This is a genomic window from Massilia sp. LXY-5, assembly GCF_059801075.1.
This window is the reverse complement of sequence record NZ_JBNNEH010000007.1, coordinates 259,933-277,796: the sequence shown is the minus strand read 5'-3', so window position 1 is coordinate 277,796 and position 17,864 is coordinate 259,933. Positions and strand designations below refer to the sequence as shown.

Below are 17,864 nucleotides of genomic sequence, written 5' to 3'. Positions count from 1 at the left end.
CAACGTATTTCTTTTTTGTGAACATTTGATAATTTAAGTAATCAAGAACCGAAGCTCTTGGCACCTTCATCAAACGCCCACACTTATCGACTGTTAATTGTTAAAGAACTTGTTCGGTACTGCCTTGCTGTGTTCTGCGAATCGTTTTGTTCGTCAGCAGCAGAGGAAGAAGATTATGAAGCAATTTCTGTTTCTCGTCAACTTCTTTTTTGCTACACCGCAGTACTTCGGCACCTGTTGTCAACACAACTACTTGATTTCGTTGTCGTTTTCAGCAGGAGGCGAATTATAGCGAAGCGACACCGAAGTGCGCAAGGCCCGTTCGTGACTTTCTACAACAGCCAGTCGATGGGCAGGAGCGAGAGGATGCGGACAGCCATTTGTCGCCAGATGCTGATGCCAGGTTCGCGGGTATGCCGGACCGCTTTTCCCTCGGAGCGCTCAATCCAGACCAGCTCGCCCTCCCCGTCGAGACGCACCTCGTATGCCCGCTCCGGCATCCGCTGTTCCAGTGCCCCGTGTAATCGTTGAGCCATGGCCGGGTTGTCGATTACAAAGCCCATTTCGGTGTTCAGGTCGATCGAACGCCGGTCCATATTGAAAGAACCGACGAATACGCTGCGGCCATCGACGCTGAATGTTTTCGCATGCAGGCTCGATGTGGAACTGCCGAGCGGTCCGCGACGGACGTCCGGCCGGTCGGCATCCCCGCTGCGGCGCAGTTCGAAGAGCTGGACACCCGCACGCAGCAGCTCGTGGCGCCGTTTGGCATAGCCGGCGTGCACTGCCGCGACGTCGGTCGCCTCCAGGGAATTGGTCAGCACACGCACCGTCACCCCGCGCCGGGCGATCGCGGCCAGGGCCGTGGCGCCTTCGCTCCCTGGTACAAAATACGGAGAGACGAGATCGAGTTGGCGCTCCGGCTGCCCCCACAGGCGCTGGAGCTGGACGACGACCCGGTCTTCCGGATCGGCCGTTCCCATGACTTTGGCCGGATCATCGCTGACGAGGCGGACAAGGCTCCATTCCAGTGGCAAGCTGCGCTGCATGAGTTGCTCGACAAATGGCGAGACCCGGATCGCCTCGAGATAGCGTTGCGCCTCGTTCCGTCCGCGTAACAGCCTCGCGCGTTCGGCCAGTGCGAGCGCAGCCTGGGGGGCGATCGTGCCGGAGTCGACGAGCATCGAAAAGGGATAGGCCGAGGCATTGTTCCAGTAACGGTCGAAGTCCTGCGACACGTCCCGGACGATCGGGCCGACGGCGAGCACATCGAGGTCCACGAACAGCATGTCGCCCGCCGCACCGAAGTATTCGTTGCCGATATTGCGTCCCCCAACGATTGTCGCCTGATTGTCGATCGTGAAGGACTTGTTGTGCATGCGCCGGTTCAGGCGGCCGAAATCGAGCATGTAGCCCAGGCCGCGCCAGGCGCGCATGCGAAAGGGGTTAAACAGGCGCACCTCGATATTCGGGTCCGCATCCAGGAGGGCCAGGACCGGATCGAGTCCGTCGGTATTGTTATCGTCCAGAAGCAGGCGGACCCGCACTCCCCGCGCGGCTGCCTCGCGCAGTGCATCGAACATCAGCACACCGGTGAGATCGTTATGCCAGAGATAGTATTGAACATCGAGACTGCGCTCCGCACTGCGCGCCAGCAGCACGCGGGCGGCAAAGGCGTCGCGGCCATCGGGCAAGGCGATGACGCCGGAGTGCCCCGGATGGGCGGCAGCGAGGGGGCCGATTGCCTGGCCCAGTTTGGTCGCACCGGTGTCGAATGGCGCCACCGTCGTGATGCGGGCGCCCGGAAGCGGAAGCGGCAGCGAACGACAGCCAACTGCCGCCGCGGCGACGATCGCGAGCGCCGCAGCCCCTTTCAACAAGGCCGGCGCCCGCATCGCTTACATCCCCTCGAAATTTGCCTTGCGCTTGGCGAGGAAGGCCGACATCCCCTCCTTCTGCGCCGGCGTACCGAAAGCCGCATGGAAGAAGCGGCGCTCGTAGCGCACGCCTTCGGTCAGCGTCGTCTCGAAGGCGCGGTTGACCGAATCCTTGATCGCCATCGCCACCGATACCGGCATCTCGGCAATGGTATTGGCCACCGCCAGCGCTTCTTCCATCAGCTTATCCGCCGGGAAGATGCGCGACACCAGCCCGGTACGCTCGGCCTCGGCCGCGTCGATCATGCGCGAGGTCAGCAGCATGTCCATCGCCTTCGCCTTGCCGATCGTGCGCGGCAAACGCTGGGTACCGCCGGCACCCGGGGTCACGCCGACCTTGATTTCCGGCTGGCCGAATTTCGCGCTGTCGGCGGCGATCAGGAAGTCGCACATCATCGCCAGTTCGCAGCCGCCGCCCAGGGCGTAGCCGGCGACGACGCCGATCACCGGTTTGCGCACGTTCAGGATGTGTTCCCAATTGCGGCCAATATAGTTACCTGGATAGGTATCGGCATACGTGTAATTGGCCATGGCCGCGATGTCGGCGCCCGCCGCGAACACTTTTTCACTGCCGGTCAGGACGATGACATTCACCGACGGGTCGGCGTCGAACTTGTACAGAGCGTCGCCCAGCTCGTTCATCATGTTGTCGTTCAGCGCATTCATCGCCTTCGGGCGGTTCAGGCGAATCACGGCGACTTTGCCGTGGTTTTCGATCAGCAGGTCAGCGTATTCCATGGGACACCTCTATATAAGGGATTGATCAGTGCCGCGATTGTAGCGCCTCCACGGCCGGGAAAGGCAGGTATCATTGCGATTTAAGCAAGCCTGGAACGAGCCGATCATCGCAACGATACGCCATACCCTCTCCCGTCTCAGCGCGGACGGCCTGCTGCAGAGCGCCGACTTCCGCCGCCTCTGGCTGAGCAGTGCGCTCACCCAGTTCGGCTCCCAGATCACCCTGCTCGCCCTGCCGATCTGCGCGGTGCTCATGCTGCATGCGACGCCGAGCCAGATGGGCACCCTGGCGGCGCTCGAATCGCTGCCCTTCCTGCTGTTCGGATTGCCGTCCGGCGTCCTGCTCGACCGCCGCCGGCGCCTGCCGATCATGATGTGCAGCGACGTGATGGTCGCGACCGCGCTGGCGAGCGTGCCGCTGGCCTGGTGGTTCGATGCGCTGACGATCGGTTGGCTGTATGCGGTCGGCTTCGTGCTCGGCACCGGGCTGACCGTCGGCGGCAGTGCCGAGCAGGTCTTCCTCACCTTCGTCGTCGGGCGCGAGCGCCTGGTCGACGCCCACGCCCGCTTCGCCGGCACCGAATCGGCCGCGCGCCTGATCGGGCCCGGCATGGCGGGCGCCCTGGTGCAGCTGCTGGGCGCGCCGATCGCCATCCTGTGCAATGTCGCTGGCTTCGTCATTTCGCTGGCCAACCTGCGCCGCATCGGAGCGCGCGAACCGGAACCTGCAGCGTCGACGGCGCATCCGCTGCACGACATCCGCGAAGGCCTGGCCTTCGTGTGGCGCCATCCGGTTTTGCGTACCCTCGCCTGCACGGCGGGCGCCTGGCATTTCCTGTTCTATGGCTATCTGGCCTTGCACGTGCTGTTCGCCACCCGCGTACTGGGCATGGCGCCGGGCGTGATGGGGACGGCGCAGATGCTCGGCGGCGCCGGCATCCTGGCCGGCTCGATCCTCGTGAAACCCTTGTCGGCACGGTTCGGCACCGGGCGCGCAATCCTCGCCGGTTTATGTGTGTGCGCGCTGGGCTTCGTGCTGATGCCGGCGATTCCCACTGCCCTGCTGGGCAGCGCGGCAGCGACCGCCTTCGCCTACGGCAGCGTCGTGTTCCTGCTCGACTGCGGCGCGACCCTGTTCTTCGTACCCTACATCGCCCTGCGCCAGCGCGTGACGCCGGATGCCGTACTCGGCCGGATGGTGGCGACCATGCGCTCGCTGACCGTGGCCAGCGCTCCACTGGGCGCGCTGGCGGCCGGGGCACTGGCCGAGCGTTTCAGCGTGCGTACCGGCCTGGCCTGCGTGGCTGCGGGTGCGCTCGTGCTGACGGTGGCGGCGCTGGCCGGCACCCGGCTGCGCGATGTGAACGACTGAGGTGAACGACTGATCCTTACTTCGGCAACAGCACCCACACATTCCCGCGCTGCTTCATCCGCCCCGCATATTCGGCCGCATTGCCACCGAAGCCGAAGAAGAAATCGGCCCGCACCGCCCCGCGGATGGCGCCGCCGGTATCCTGCGCCATCATCAGGCGCTGGATCGGTGCGCCATCCACAGGATGCGTGGTGGAGAGGAACAGCGGCGCGCCCAGCGGCACCTGGCCCGGGTCGACCGCCACCGAACGCTCCGGCGTCAGCGGCACGCCGAGCGCGCCTTTCGGGCCGACGCTCGGGTCGGGCAGGCGCTCCTCGCGGAAGAAGATATAGCTCGGATTGACGTTCAGGAGTTCCTGGCGCCGCGCCGGGTGGGTCGCAATCCACTCCTTGATGCTCTGCGCCGAGACGCCGTCGGCCGGCAATTCTCCCTGCTCCACCAGCCAGCGCCCGATCACTTTATAGGGATGGCCGTTCTGGTCGGCGAAGGCGATGCGCACCGTTTCTCCGGTGTCGTCGAGGCGGACCCGGCCCGAACCTTGCACCTCGAGGAAGAAGGCCTCGACCGGGTCGTCGACCCAGACCAGTTCCTTGCCGTTCAAGGGCGCGCGCTCGATCTCGGCACGGGTGCTGTACGGGACCACGGTTTTACCCACCAGGCGGCCGCGCAGGCGCATGTTCTTCAGGCTCGGATAAGCGGACGCCAGGTCGACCGTGATCAGGTCGTCCGGGACCCGGTACAGCGGGGTCTGGAAGGCGCCGCCGCGCTTGCGCGCGCCGCGCAGCATCGGCTCGTAATAGCCGGTGATCAGGCCGGTGTCGGCGCCGTCGGGCATGCGCATCTGGTTCGGCACGAAATACGTCTCGAAATAGCGGCGGATGGCGGCGTTATCGCGCGCATCGACGCCAGGCGCCGCCGCGCAGGCCGGGCTCCACTGCGGCTTCTTCGCCAGCACGCGGCAGGAGGCGATGAACGCCGGCCAGGCCTGGCGCAGGTCGTCGCCCTGCCAGCCGGGCAGCGATTCGAAGGAAACCGGGGTCATCGGCGGCACGGGCGGCGGGGTCGGGGTCGGGACCGGAATCGCGACCGGGCCGACCGGCGGCGGCATTACGATGTCGGGCTGCTTCGATGGCGGCGGTGGGACCGGTTGCTGTTTCACCGGCGGTGGCGCGGTCGGCGGCGTGCCGCAGGCGGCCAAAAGAAGGGCGACGAGGGCGAGCGAAGTGGATAAACTGCGTGGTACTCTGCGGCGTATCGATTGCATAAGGACAGTCTATGTGGATCTTGATGTTGGAAGCGGGCGTGGCGTTCTTCCTGCTCGTGTTGATCGTCTGGTGGACGATGTTCCACGGCCGCCCCGAAACCCGCAAGCGGCCGCTGCGCCAGGAGGACGAGCCGCCGCGCGCGCCGTAGAGCCTGGGCGCTTAATGCAGCATGCTCGGCAGCGTCAGCACGAATTCCGGAATCCTGACTTCGAAGCGGTGGCCGTCCTCGGCCACGCAGAAGTACTCGCCGTGCATCGAGCCCTGCGGCGTGCCCAAGGGCGTGCCGCTCGAGTATTCGAACTCTTCGCCCGGTTTCAGCAGCGGCTGGTGCCCGACCACGCCCAGACCCGACACTTCCTGGACCCGGTTGTTGGCGTCGGTGATGACCCAGTGGCGCGAGATCAGCTGGGCCGGTACCTCGCCCGTATTGCGGATCGTGATCGTGTAGGAAAACAGATATTCGTCCTGATCCGGCTTGCTTTGCTCGGCCAGGTACTTGGTACGGACGGTAACGGTGAAATCGTAGGTAGCCACGGCTTCCTTCTTTCTTATTGGTGGAGACGCGGGTGCGCAAAAGCCCATGATACCCCGCCAGGCAAAACGGGGCAGCGCAGGTGGGTATAACAGCGCGGAATCGGCTCGGCGTAAAATAGCGGCTTCAACCAACCGCACTGCCACGCAGTGCCACCTTACTTATGACCACCTACCGCATCGCTCCCAGCATCCTGTCCGCCGATTTCGCCCGCCTGGGCGAGGAAGTCCGCAACGTCGTCGAGGCAGGCGCCGACATCATCCACTTCGACGTGATGGACAACCATTACGTGCCGAATCTCACCATCGGCCCGCTGGTCTGCCAGGCGATCCGCCCGCACGTGCAGGTGCCGATCGACGTCCACCTGATGGTGAAGCCGGTCGACCGCATCATCCCCGACTTCGCGAAAGCCGGCGCCAACATCATCACCTTCCACCCGGAAGCGTCCGAGCACATCGACCGCACGCTGCAGCTGATCCGCGACCACGGCTGCAAGGCCGGCCTGGTGTTCAACCCGGGCACGCCGATGCACTACCTCGAGCACGTGATGGACAAGATCGACATGATCCTGATCATGTCGGTCAACCCGGGCTTCGGCGGCCAGTCCTTCATCCCGGAAGCGCTGAAGAAGATCGCGATCGCGCGCCGCCTGATCGACGAATCGGGCCGCGACATCATGCTGGAAGTCGATGGCGGCATCAAGGCCGAGAACATCGCAGCGGCCGCCGCCGCCGGTGCCGACACCTTCGTTGCCGGCTCGGCCATCTTCGGCAAGCCCGACTACAAGGCCGTGATCGACGCCATGCGCGCCGAACTGGCAACGGTCGGCAAGTAATGCGTCCCGCTTTCGGAAACACTGCGGCGGCCATCAGGGCCGCCATCATCGATCTCGACGGCACGATGCTCGACACCGTGCCCGACTTTGAACTGGCCCTGAACGGCATGCGCGCCGAATTCAAGCTCGCGCCGATCGGGCAGGACATCATCAAGCCCATGGTCGGCAAGGGTTCCGAGAAGCTGATCCGCGACGTGCTGGCGCTCGACTACGATGCCGCCCGCATCGATGCTGTTTTTGACGAGGCGATGGCGTCTTACCAGCGCCATTACCTCGCGATCAACGGCGAGAGAAGCGTGCTCTACGAGGGCGTGCTCGAGGGCCTGGCGGCGCTGCGCGATCTCGGCCTGCGCCTGGCCTGCGTGACCAACAAGCCGATCGCGTTCGCCACGCCGCTGCTGGCGCAAAAGGGGCTCGCGCCCTTTTTCGAGCTGGTCTACGGCGGCGACTCGCTGCCGCGCAAAAAGCCCGATCCCCTGCCCCTGCTGCAGGTGTGCGCGGATTTCGACCTGGCGCCGTCAGCCGTGGTCGCGATCGGCGACTCCTCGAACGATGCCGAAGCGGCGCGCGCGGCGCGTTGCTATGTGCTCACAGTGCCATATGGTTATAACCACGGAAGGCCTGTGCAAGACATCGATTCCGATGGTATAGTTAATTCGCTACTGGATGCCGCCGAGCTCGTTCGTGCGCACAACAGCACCGAAAACTAACTCATCTATACATGTTCTCCATTAAAAAACTCACCGTCAACCAGACCGGCGCCCTTGAGGCCTGGGTCTGGCGACGCTGGCAATCCTGGGCTAACTGAACCCGTCTTGATTGCTGCCGGCTGCACGTACGCCGGCAGGTTTTTTACCACCACCGCCGCCCATCCTCCCCTTCAAACGTGGCGGCCCGGAGAAGAACATGACCGAACTCGAATTCAAATCGCTGGCCAACCAGGGCTATAACCGCATTCCGCTGATCGCCGAAGCCTTCGCCGATCTGGAAACGCCGCTGACCCTGTACCTGAAACTGGCGCAGTCGCAGAACACCGGCAAGAACACCTTCCTGCTCGAATCGGTCGTCGGCGGCGAGCGCTTCGGCCGCTATTCCTTCATCGGCCTGCCGGCAAAGACGCTCCTGCGCAGCAGCGGCAACCTGACGGAAATCGTCACCAACGGCAGCGTTGTCGAAACCCATGAGGGCAACCCGCTCGACTTCATCGAAACCTATCAGTCGCGTTTCAAGGTCGCGCTGCGACCGGGCATGCCGCGTTTCTGCGGCGGCCTGGCCGGCTACTTCGGCTACGACACGGTACGCCACATCGAGCGCAAGCTGGCCGGCAAGGCCCCAGCCGACCCGCTCGGCCTGCCCGACATCCAGCTGATGGTGACCGAAGAGCTGGCCGTGATCGACAACCTGTCCGGCAAGCTGTATTTGATCGTCTACGCCGATACGGCGCAGCCGGAAGCCTTTGCCAAGGCGCGCCAGCGCCTGAAAGACCTGCGCGTGATGCTGCGCCGGAGCGTCGAGGCGCCCGTCACGACGGCCTCGGTGCGGACCGAAGCGGTGCGCGAATTCAGCAAGGAAGATTACTTGAAAGCGGTGGCGACGGCCCACGAATACGTGATGGCCGGCGACCTGATGCAGGTTCAAATTGGCCAGCGCATCCGCAAGCCGTATGTCGATTCGCCTTTGTCCCTGTACCGCTCGCTGCGTTCGCTGAACCCGAGCCCGTACATGTATTACTACAATTTCGGCGACATGCAGATTGTCGGCGCCTCGCCCGAGATTTTGGTGCGCAATGAAACCTCGGCCGCCGGCGAGCGCAAGGTCACGCTGCGCCCGATCGCCGGCACCCGTCCGCGCGGCGCGACCCCGGAACGCGATGCCGAACTGGCGGCCGAGCTGCTGGCCGACCCGAAGGAAATCGCCGAACACGTGATGCTGATCGACCTGGCGCGCAACGACATCGGCCGCATCGCCGACACCGGTACCGTGAAAGTCACGGACCGGATGGTCATCGAAAAATACTCGCACGTGCAGCACATCGTCTCGAACGTCGAAGGCGCCTTGAAGGAAGGCATGTCGAACCTGGACGTGCTGCGCGCGACCTTCCCCGCCGGTACGCTGACGGGCGCGCCGAAGGTGCGGGCGATGGAGATCATCGACGAACTCGAGCCGACCAAGCGCGGCATCTACGGTGGCGCCTGCGGTTATCTCTCCTTCGGCGGCGAAATGGACGTGGCGATCGCGATCCGCACCGGCGTGATCAAGGACGGCAATTTGTACGTGCAGGCCGCGGCCGGCATCGTCGCCGACTCGATCCCCGAAATGGAATGGCAGGAAACCGAAGCGAAGGCGCGCGCCGTGCTGCGCGCGGCCGAACAAGTGCAAGACGGACTGGATGGGGAGATCTGACATGCTGCTCATGATCGACAACTACGATTCCTTCACCTACAACATCGTCCAGTATTTCGGCGAGCTGGGTGAAGAAGTGCGCACCGTGCGCAACGACGAAGTCACGATCGGCGAGATCGCGGCCATGAAGCCGGACCGCATCTGCATCTCGCCCGGCCCGAAAGCGCCGGTTGACGCGGGCGTCTCGGTCGACGTCATCAAGGAATTCCAGGGCAAGCTGCCGATCCTCGGCGTCTGCCTCGGACACCAGGCGATCGGCGAAGCCTTCGGCGGCAAGATCGTGCGCGCCAAGCAGGTCATGCACGGCAAGACCTCGATGATCGCGCACACCGGCGTCGGCGTGTTCCATGGCATACCGAGCCCCTTCACCGTGATCCGCTACCACTCGCTGGCGATCGAGCGTGCTTCTTTACCTGCCTGCCTCGAGGTGACCGCCTGGACCGACGACGGCGAGATCATGGGCGTACGCCACAAGGAATTCGACATCCAGGGCGTGCAGTTCCACCCCGAGTCGATCCTGTCGGAATACGGCCACGCGCTGTTCAAGAACTTCCTCGAGGGCCGCTGAGCCCTGCCGCGCCTAAGCGGCGCGCCCCCGGCGCTACGCTCAGGTGCGGTTCTTAACTTCTACTGTTACTGGAACGTCCATGCCGATCACCCCACAAGAGGCGCTGCTGCGCTGTATCGAACACCGCGAGATCTTCCACGACGAGATGCTGCACCTGTTCCGCCAGATCATGTCGGGCGAGATGTCGCCGACCATGGTTGCGGCACTGACCATGGGCCTGCGCGTCAAAAAGGAAACCATCGGAGAGATCACGGCCGCCGCGCAAGTCATGCGCGAATTCTCGACCAAGGTGCCGATGGCCGACACGACCCATCTGCTCGACATCGTCGGCACCGGCGGCGACGGCGCGAATACCTTCAATATCTCCAGCGCGTCGATGTTCGTGGCGGCTGCCGCCGGTGCGCGCGTGGCCAAGCATGGCGGGCGCAGCGTCTCGTCTTCCTCGGGCAGCGCCGACCTGATCGAAGCGCTCGGCGCCCAGATCGATTTAAAGCCGGAACAGATCGCGCAATCGATCGCGCAGACCGGCATCGGCTTCATGTTCGCGCCGAATCACCATGCGGCCATGAAGCACGTGGCGCCGGTGCGCCGCGAGCTGGGCGTGCGCAGCATCTTCAATATTCTCGGACCGCTGACCAATCCGGCCGGCGCGCCGAACATCCTGATGGGCGTGTTCCACCCCGACCTGGTCGGCATCCAGGTGCGCGTATTGCAGCGCCTCGGCGCCCAGCATGCGATGGTGGTCTGGGGCCGCGACAACATGGACGAAGTCTCGCTCGGCGCCGGCACCCTCGTCGGCGAACTGGTGAACGGAGAGATTCGCGAATACGAAATCCATCCGGAAGATTACGGCCTGTCGATGATCGCCAGCCGCAACCTGAAAGTGGCGAATACCGAAGAATCGAAAGTGCGCGTGATGGAAGCGCTGCGCGGCGAGCCCGGACCGGCCACCGATATCGTGGCACTGAATGCCGGCACGGCCTTGTATGCAGCCGGGGTATCCGCATCGATCGAGGACGGTTTGGCGAAAGCGCGTGCGACAATTGCATCCGGCGCGGCCTTGGCCAAGCTCGAACAATTCGTTAACGTCACGCGCCAGCTGGGCGCTCAAACATAAGAAAAGGCACGCATATGTTGGGGATTCACGATCTGCCGCTGTTTATCATTTCCGGACTTCTCCTCAACATCATGCCCGGGCCCGATTCGCTCCTGATCATGACGCGCAGCGCCACCCAAGGCTGGCGCGCGGGCTGCGCGGCGGCGCTGGGCATCGGGACCGGCACCCTGGTCCACATCTTCGCCGCGGCGCTCGGCCTGTCGGCGGTGCTGGCGACTTCCGCCACCGCGTTCACGGTCGTGAAGCTGGTCGGCGCGGCCTATGTCCTCTACATGGCGGTCGGTCTGCTGCGCAGCCGAAAGCAGGAAGGGGCTGCCGCGCCGCTTGCGCTGCCGGCCCTCCCCTATCGAAAAATCTTCGCCCAGGGTTTTCTGACCAATGTGCTGAACCCGAAGGTCGCGATCTTCTTCCTCGCCTTCGTACCGCAATTCATTACCGCCGATGCGCCGAACAAGGCACTCGCCTTCATGGTCCTCGGCTGCATTTTTAATTTCAACGGCATGCTCTGGTGCGGCGCGCTGGCGCTCACGACCGCGAAGGCGAGCGCACGCATCAAGCTCAGCCCGGCCGTCTCGCTCTGGCTCAACCGCGTCACCGGCGGCCTGTTCGTCTGGCTCGGCGTCAAGCTCGCCCTGTCCAAGTCACACTGAAAGTTTTCACGTATGTCCGATATCCTCAATAAAATCCTCGCGGTCAAAGCCGATGAAGTGGCGGCCGCCAAAAAATACCGCGATCTGGCCAGCCTGCGCCGCGAAGTGGAAGGCGACAGCGAGCTGCGTTCCGGCATCCGCGGCTTCGAAGCGAGCCTGCGCAAGAACATCGCCGCCGGCCGCGCCGGCGTGATCGCCGAAATCAAGAAAGCCTCGCCCTCGAAAGGCGTGCTGCGTCCGGACTTCCGTCCTGCGGACATCGCGGAGAGCTATGCCAATGCTGGGGCTGCTTGCTTGTCGGTGCTGACCGACGTACAGTTCTTCCAGGGCTCGGTTGATTATCTGCGCCAGGCGCGCGCGGCCGTCGAGCTGCCCGTGATCCGCAAGGATTTTATTGTAGACATGTACCAAGTGTACGAAGCGCGCGCGATGGGGGCCGATGCGATCCTCCTGATCGTCTCCGCGCTCGATCACGGCCTGATGGCGGAATTGGAAGCCTGTGCCCAGGAACTTGGCATGGATGTGCTGGTCGAAGTACATGACGGCGATGAGTTGACCGCGGCGCTGAAATTAAAAACGCCGCTGGTCGGCATCAACAACCGCAACCTGCGCACCTTCGAGGTCTCGCTCGACACGACCATCGGCCTGCTGCCGCGTATCGGCAGCGAGCGGCTGGTGGTGACCGAGTCGGGCATCATGGTGCCGGGAGATGTAGAGCGCATGCGCGCGGCGAACGTGCACGCGTTCCTGGTGGGCGAAGCCTTCATGCGTGCTTCCGACCCTGGCGCCGAACTTCGACGGTTATTCGACTGATTATGTTCACTTCCATCCGCACCCGGGCCGCTCTCCTCCTTCTACTGGCAGCCCTGGGCGGATGCAGCACGGTCCAGCCCGTCGCTTCCACTGCCAGGCGCATCGTCGCCGCCATCCTCCCCACGCCCAAGACCGAGGCGCCCGTACCGCCGCCCTCGCATACGCTCGACGCCTACAAGGCCGAGGTGGCGCATCACGTCATGCGCGCCAACAACGGCCAGACCTTCAGCGGCCGCCTGCCGCCGATGCTGCCGGCGATCGTCGTCGTCAACATCACGGTGGGGGAAGACGGGGAGTTGCAGGATGTCGTCGTGCAGCGCTCGCGCGACCCGAGCGCCTCGGAAGTGGCGCTGGCATCGATGCGGCGCAGCGGGCCCTTGCCGCGGCCGTCCAGGCTGCTGATCGCGAACATGCGGGCGCTGACGTATTCGGAGACCTTCTTGTTCGACGACCAGTATCGGTTTCAGTTGCGGTCCCTGGCCGGGCCGCAATGAATCGATATGGCCGGCGTAACGTAGGGTGGGCATTCATGGCCACGCGGACGTTCGCACGGTGTTGGTTCGTGAACGCGGCGATAACGCGTTCACACCCGACGCGTTATCGCGGATTTTCCGGATACGTTTTCGATGCGCGAACCCTTACCGCCCCATCACATTCAACACCGCCATGCTCATCGCCTGCGCCGCCGTCTTGATCGACGGCTCCGGCACCGGCGCATAAAACGGCGAGTGATTGAACGCAATCGGCTTGCCGCCTTCACGTGACGCCTCTTCCACCATCTTCGGGTCGTACACGCCGGTGAAGAAGAACATCGAGGGCACGCCCTGGTTCACGTACTGCGAAAAATCCTCGCTCGCCGTCATGGCCGGCATGCGCTGGGCCTTGGCGTCGCCAAAGGCGTCCTTGAACACGGCTTCGGTCCTGGTCACCAGCGCTTCGCTGTTGACGATCGCCGCGCCGCCGCTGATCAGCTGCACGTCGGGCGCCGGGGCGCCGGCCATCGCGGCCGAGGCGTTGGCGACGCGGCGCACGCCCTCTAACAGCTTGGCGCGCACCGCCGGGCTGTAGGAGCGGATCGTGCCGCGCACCTGCACGCTGTCGGGAATGATATTACCGACCGTGCCGCCCTGGATCGCGCCGATCGTCACCACGCCGAATTCCTTCGGGTCCTTCTCGCGGCTCACCACCGTCTGCACATCGACCACGAAACGCGCCGCAATCGTGATCGGATCGAGCGATTTATCCGGCGCCGAGCCATGGCCGCCGCGGCCCTTGAAGACGATCTCGATCGCATCGGAATTCGAGGACACGGCGCCGGCGTTGTAACCCACCGTGCCGTAGGCCAGCGGCCAGGAGTGCAGCGCGAACGCGTAGTCCGGTTTCGGGAAGCGCTTAAACAGGCCATCGTCCAGCATCGCCTTGGCGCCCGATACGGTTTCCTCGGCCGGCTGGCCGATGAAGACCAGGGTGCCCTTCCACTGCGATTTCAGCTCCACCAGCGTACGTGCGGCGCCGAGCCAGCTGGCCATGTGGATGTCGTGGCCGCAGCTGTGGGTGACGAAGCTCTCGCCGCCGTTGCTCTGCGCCTTCGCGCGGCTGGCATAAGGCAGGCCGGTCTTCTCTTCCATCGGCAGGCCATCGAGCTCGGTGCGCACCAGCACCGTCGGCCCGGCCCCGTTTTTATACACCGCGACGATGCCGGTCTTGCCGACTTTTTCGGTCACCTCGAAGCCGAGCTTGCGCATCTCGGCGGCCAGCTTGCCCGCCGTGCGCACTTCCTGGAAGGCGATCTCCGGATGGGCATGCAGGTCCTTGTAGACGGTGTCCAGCCACGGGTACATGCTGTCGACGCGCGTTCTGACGTCGGTCTTCAACGGTGCGGGAAGCTGGGCCAGCGCGGGAAGTGCAGCGAGGGCCAGGACTGCGGCGGCGATGGGCTTTATCAAGGTGAACCTCTCCATGGAAGGATCAGAATGCGCTTGGGCGCGGAAGAGCAACCGACTTCTTGCCCGCGACGGCCGGCGACAGGGTAATCCCCGGCACGCGCTCGCCCTGAAGGGTGACGTCAAAACTCATCAGCTCGTCGCGGCGGAAGGCGTGCACGGCGAGCTTGTCGCCCACGCGGTAGCGCGACAGCAGCGCGTCGACATTCGACGGATTGCCGTTCACGCGCAAGCCGTCGATCGCAATGAGGACGTCCAGCGCCGACAGGCCGGCCTGGTGCGCCGCCCCGCCCTCGTGCACCTGGGTCAGCTTGGCGCCGAGGGCATCGCGGCCGATGCCCGCGTCGAGTGAGGGCTTGCCGCTCTTGCGCTCGTCGAGCAGCTTGATGCCGAAGGGCGCGAACAGTTTCACCAGCGGCAGGTCGTCCGTGCCGCGCACGAATTTGTCGAACAGGTTGCGCAGTTTCAGGCCGCTGACCTCATCGAACAGCGCCTCGACTTCGCTCTCCGTCACGCCGCGCCCGACGCCCGCATAGAAATCGCGGCCAAAGCGTTCCCACAGCGCGCGCATGACGTCGTCCAGCGTTTTCGCGCCGGCCGTTTTGGCGCGGATGGTCAGGTCGAACGCGAGCGCGATCAGCGATCCCTTGCTGTAATAACTGATGATCGCGTTCGGCGAATTCTCGTCCTGGCGGTAGTACTTGCTCCAGGCGTCGAAACTCGAATCGGCCACACTTTGCTTGGTGCGCCCGCTGCCGCGCAGCACACTGCCGATGGTTTTCCCGAGCAGCTTCAGATAGGTCGCTTCCTTGATGATCCCGGCGCGTACCAGCATCAGGTCGTCGTAGTAACTGGTGAATCCCTCGAAGAGCCACAGCAGCGGCGTGTAGTTCTCGACCTGCAGGTCGTAGGGCGCGAACACGGCCGGCTTGATGCGCTTGACGTTCCAGGTGTGGAAGTACTCGTGGCTGCACAGGCCGAGGAATTTCAGGTAGCCCTCGTTCGGCTCGCCCGTCTGCGGCGATGCGGTGCTCGGCAAATCGGCGCGGGCGCAGATCAGGGCGGTCGAGGCGCGGTGTTCGAGGCCCCCGTAACCGTCGCCGACGGCCATCGTCATGAAGACATAGCGGTCGACCGGCGCCTTTTTCGTGCCTGGCTCGAACAGGGCGATCTGCGCTTCGCAAATCGCCTTCAGGTCGGCCTGCAGGCGGCCCATGTCCAGGTTCGGCACGCGGCCGGTGATGACGATGTCGTGCGGGATGCCGTGCGCCTTGAAGGTGCTGAGGGCAAAGTCGCCCATCTCGACCGGATGGTCGATCAGTTCGTCGTAGTTGGCGGCGACATAGGTCCCGAAGCCGTAGCGCTTCGCGCCGAGTTCCTTCATCGCAGTGGCGACGCGCCAGGTCTTCGTGGCCGGGTCGCCCGGGCGCTGGATGTCGACTTCGTGTGCGCCCTCTTCCTGGCCGATGACGCGCAGGAAGACGCTGGTGCCGTTGAAGAAGCCGTGGGTCTGGTCGAGGTGGGCGGCGCGCACCGACAGGTCCCAGGCATAGACTTCGTAGTGCAGCGTCAGCGGACCATCGCTCGGTGCCGCCTGCCAGGCATGCTTGTCGAGCTTCGTGAGCGGCACCGTTGCACCATTCGATTCGGCGCGGATGCGCACGATGTTGCGCGCGAACTCGCGGATCATGTAGCTGCCCGGGATCCAGGCCGGCAGCGCGAATGTCTGCCCTTCGGGGCTGGGCGCCGGCACGGTGACGGTGACGTTGAACAGGTGGCCCGCCAGGTCTTTCGGGACGATGGTGTAGTGGATGGCGCTCTGTTTTTTCTGGGCTGTTTTTTTCATGATCACGTAAGGACGGGCTGATTTCCGCTAGTGTAACGGATTCGCCACCGCTTACAACGCGGAGGCAAACGCCTTCATGCCAGGTCGCCCGGGGTGTCGATGTCGCGCAGGATGCCCGGATCGTCCACCGCCACTTCCACCACGGGCGCGGATTTCAGCAAGGCGCGCGCGCCATGCTCGCCCTCCAGCGCCAGGAGGGCCGGCAAGTGACGCGCGCCGAAGGCGACCGGATTGCCACGCCGCCCTTCGAACACGGGTGCGGCGATGTCCGCGCCCTCCTCCAGCGCGGCGAGCAGGGCGCGCAGCGTCGCCGGCGCCACATACGGCATGTCGCCCAGCGCCACCAGCCAGGCGTCGGCCTGCGGCAGCGAATGCGCGATCGCGGTGACCAGCGAGGCGGCCATGCCGCTGTCGGCCTCTTCGCAGAGCACGACCTCGCAGCCAGGCGCACGCAAGGCCGCGGCCACGCCGCCGTCCTGCGGCGGCACGACGGCGATCACACGCGATAAAACAGAAAGTAGATTGCGGGCGCTGGCGACGACCATCGGCTCGCCGCCGGCGAGCGGCTGCAGCAGCTTGTTGCGCAGGCCTTCAGGATCGAAGCGGCGTCCACGTCCAGCCGCCAGCAGGATGCCGACGGGATTCATGCGGAAGCGCCCTTATGCCAGCGTGGTAGCCGCATCCTTGATCGCGGCGCGGATGCGCTGGTAGGTGCCGCAGCGGCAGATATTGCCGCTCATGGCGTTGTCGATGTCGGCATCGGTCGGCGCCTGATTGGTCCGCAGCAGCGCGGTGGCGCTCATCACCTGGCCGCTCTGGCAGTAGCCGCACTGCGGCACGTCGTGGCGGATCCAGGCCGCCTGCACGGCCTTGCCGACGGCATCGGCACTCATCGCCTCGATCGTGGTGAGCTTGTGGCCCACGGCGCTGGCGACCGGCGTGATGCAGGAGCGGATCGGCGCGCCGTCCAGGTGCACGGTGCAGGCGCCGCACAGGGCGGCGCCGCAGCCGAACTTGGTGCCGGTCAGGTTCAGGTTGTCGCGCAGCGCCCACAAAATCGGCGTGGACGGGTCGGCGTCGACCTGCGTGTCACGCCCGTTGACGTTCAGCTGGACCATTTATTTGATCGAGTTCAGCTTCGCTTCCAGCGCCGGCAGGTCGACCGCGCCCGGGATGCGGGTGCCGTCGGTGAAGAAGATCGCCGGGGTGCCCTGGATATTGAGCTTGTGGCCCAGTTCGACGATCTTCTCGTTCGGGGTCTCGCAGCTGGCAGGCGCCGCCGGCGGCAGCTTGCCGTTGACCATCCAGTCGTCCCAGGCCTTGACCCGGTTCGGCGCGCACCAGATGTTCTTCGACTTCACGAACGAATCCTCGGACAGGATGTTGTACATGAAGGTGTAGATGGTGACGTTGTCGAGCTCCTTGAGCGTGGTCTGGCGCAGGCGCTTGCAGTAGCCGCAGTTCGGGTCTTCGAACACGGCGATCGTGCGCTTGCCGTCGCCCTTCACCTGCTTCAGCGCGGAGGCGAACGGCAGGTCGGAGAACTTGATCTTGGTGAGGTCGTCGACCCTGGCCTTGGTCAGGTTCTTCGAGCTTTTCGCCTCGTACACCTGGCCGATGAACAGGAATTCGCCCTTCTTGTCCGCGTACAGGATGTCGGAACCGATGCGCAGTTCGTACAGGCCGCTGTATGGCGTTTCCGTGATCGAGTCGATCTTGGCCCCACCCAGGCGCGGCTCGATGTTCTTGCGGATGTTCGCTTCCGTCGTATTCTCGGCACCCACGCACGACGCCATCAGGCCCGTCGCCGCCAGCACGGCGATCTTGGTTTTCAACATCACTATC

General features: G+C 64.5%; 19 protein-coding genes. 10 read left to right on the top strand and 9 right to left on the bottom strand.

The genetic code is table 11. The features are described from left to right. Positions 1-332 precede the first annotated feature (332 nt). Complete coding sequence (locus ACI48I_RS22485; RefSeq protein ID WP_498575454.1) at positions 333-1,895, bottom strand: phospholipase D family protein; 1,563 nt, start codon at positions 1,893-1,895, stop codon at positions 333-335. Between the two features lie 3 nt (positions 1,896-1,898). Continuing rightward, a complete protein-coding gene (locus ACI48I_RS22480; RefSeq protein WP_193687236.1) occupies positions 1,899-2,675 on the bottom strand; it encodes an enoyl-CoA hydratase in 777 nt (258 codons plus the stop codon). A 73-nt stretch (positions 2,676-2,748) separates the two neighbouring features. Here ACI48I_RS22480 and ACI48I_RS22475 point away from each other — a divergent pair, with 73 nt between their 5' ends. Beyond that, positions 2,749-4,047: an MFS transporter gene (locus tag ACI48I_RS22475; protein WP_498575453.1), complete on the top strand. Its 1,299-nt coding sequence runs from the start codon at positions 2,749-2,751 to the stop codon at positions 4,045-4,047. 16 nt (positions 4,048-4,063) lie between these two features. Here the strand turns inward: ACI48I_RS22475 and mltA are convergent, their stop codons facing one another. Continuing rightward, positions 4,064-5,311: a murein transglycosylase A gene (gene mltA / locus ACI48I_RS22470; protein ID WP_498575452.1), complete on the bottom strand. Its 1,248-nt coding sequence runs from the start codon at positions 5,309-5,311 to the stop codon at positions 4,064-4,066. Between the two features lie 11 nt (positions 5,312-5,322). On the opposite strand from mltA, the gene ACI48I_RS22465 reads away from it, so the two are divergent. After that, positions 5,323-5,460 (top strand): hypothetical protein, encoded by a 138-nt coding sequence (locus ACI48I_RS22465; RefSeq protein ID WP_193687238.1) that lies wholly within the window; start codon positions 5,323-5,325, stop codon positions 5,458-5,460. Between the two features lie 11 nt (positions 5,461-5,471). Here the strand turns inward: ACI48I_RS22465 and apaG are convergent, their stop codons facing one another. After that, positions 5,472-5,846 (bottom strand): Co2+/Mg2+ efflux facilitator ApaG/CorD, encoded by a 375-nt coding sequence (gene apaG / locus ACI48I_RS22460; RefSeq protein WP_193687239.1) that lies wholly within the window; start codon positions 5,844-5,846, stop codon positions 5,472-5,474. Positions 5,847-6,007: 161 nt separating this feature from the next. Between apaG and rpe the strand changes: the two genes are divergently transcribed. From rpe to ACI48I_RS22420, 8 genes are all read left to right on the top strand, one after another. Beyond that, on the top strand, positions 6,008-6,679 hold the full coding sequence (rpe, locus tag ACI48I_RS22455; protein ID WP_192051504.1) for a ribulose-phosphate 3-epimerase: 672 nt from the start codon (positions 6,008-6,010) through the stop codon (positions 6,677-6,679). Further along, positions 6,679-7,389: a phosphoglycolate phosphatase gene (locus ACI48I_RS22450; RefSeq protein ID WP_498575451.1), complete on the top strand. Its 711-nt coding sequence runs from the start codon at positions 6,679-6,681 to the stop codon at positions 7,387-7,389. The genes rpe and ACI48I_RS22450 overlap by 1 nt, the downstream gene beginning before the upstream one ends. 196 nt (positions 7,390-7,585) lie before the next feature. Beyond that, a complete protein-coding gene (gene trpE, locus ACI48I_RS22445) occupies positions 7,586-9,082 on the top strand; it encodes an anthranilate synthase component I (protein WP_498575450.1) in 1,497 nt (498 codons plus the stop codon). Position 9,083: 1 nt separating this feature from the next. After that, positions 9,084-9,650 carry an anthranilate synthase component II gene (locus tag ACI48I_RS22440; RefSeq protein ID WP_193687260.1) on the top strand — a complete coding sequence of 189 codons (567 nt, stop codon included), beginning with the start codon at positions 9,084-9,086 and terminating at the stop codon, positions 9,648-9,650. A gap of 79 nt (positions 9,651-9,729) precedes the next feature. Beyond that, the gene (gene trpD, locus ACI48I_RS22435) at positions 9,730-10,767 is read left to right on the top strand and encodes an anthranilate phosphoribosyltransferase (RefSeq protein WP_193687261.1); all 1,038 of its coding nucleotides are present in this window, start codon (positions 9,730-9,732) and stop codon (positions 10,765-10,767) included. A gap of 14 nt (positions 10,768-10,781) precedes the next feature. Beyond that, positions 10,782-11,417: a LysE family translocator gene (locus ACI48I_RS22430; RefSeq protein WP_498575449.1), complete on the top strand. Its 636-nt coding sequence runs from the start codon at positions 10,782-10,784 to the stop codon at positions 11,415-11,417. A gap of 12 nt (positions 11,418-11,429) precedes the next feature. Next, complete coding sequence (trpC, locus tag ACI48I_RS22425; protein ID WP_193687263.1) at positions 11,430-12,230, top strand: indole-3-glycerol phosphate synthase TrpC; 801 nt, start codon at positions 11,430-11,432, stop codon at positions 12,228-12,230. Between the two features lie 2 nt (positions 12,231-12,232). Further along, positions 12,233-12,724, top strand: a complete 492-nt coding sequence (locus tag ACI48I_RS22420) for a hypothetical protein (RefSeq protein ID WP_498575448.1) — start codon at positions 12,233-12,235, stop codon at positions 12,722-12,724. 144 nt (positions 12,725-12,868) lie between these two features. On the opposite strand, the gene ACI48I_RS22415 is transcribed toward ACI48I_RS22420, so the two are convergent. The 5 genes from ACI48I_RS22415 to ACI48I_RS22395 all read right to left on the bottom strand — a co-directional run bounded on the left by ACI48I_RS22415 (position 12,869) and on the right by ACI48I_RS22395 (position 17,857). Then, on the bottom strand, positions 12,869-14,191 hold the full coding sequence (locus ACI48I_RS22415; RefSeq protein ID WP_498575447.1) for an amidohydrolase: 1,323 nt from the start codon (positions 14,189-14,191) through the stop codon (positions 12,869-12,871). 7 nt (positions 14,192-14,198) lie between these two features. Continuing rightward, positions 14,199-16,019 carry a M61 family metallopeptidase gene (locus ACI48I_RS22410; RefSeq protein ID WP_193687266.1) on the bottom strand — a complete coding sequence of 607 codons (1,821 nt, stop codon included), beginning with the start codon at positions 16,017-16,019 and terminating at the stop codon, positions 14,199-14,201. 74 nt (positions 16,020-16,093) lie between these two features. Then, positions 16,094-16,666, bottom strand: a complete 573-nt coding sequence (locus tag ACI48I_RS22405) for a nucleotidyltransferase family protein (protein WP_193687267.1) — start codon at positions 16,664-16,666, stop codon at positions 16,094-16,096. Between the two features lie 12 nt (positions 16,667-16,678). Then, positions 16,679-17,137 carry a (2Fe-2S)-binding protein gene (locus ACI48I_RS22400; RefSeq protein WP_193687268.1) on the bottom strand — a complete coding sequence of 153 codons (459 nt, stop codon included), beginning with the start codon at positions 17,135-17,137 and terminating at the stop codon, positions 16,679-16,681. Beyond that, complete coding sequence (locus ACI48I_RS22395; protein ID WP_498575446.1) at positions 17,138-17,857, bottom strand: DsbC family protein; 720 nt, start codon at positions 17,855-17,857, stop codon at positions 17,138-17,140. Positions 17,858-17,864 lie beyond the last annotated feature (7 nt).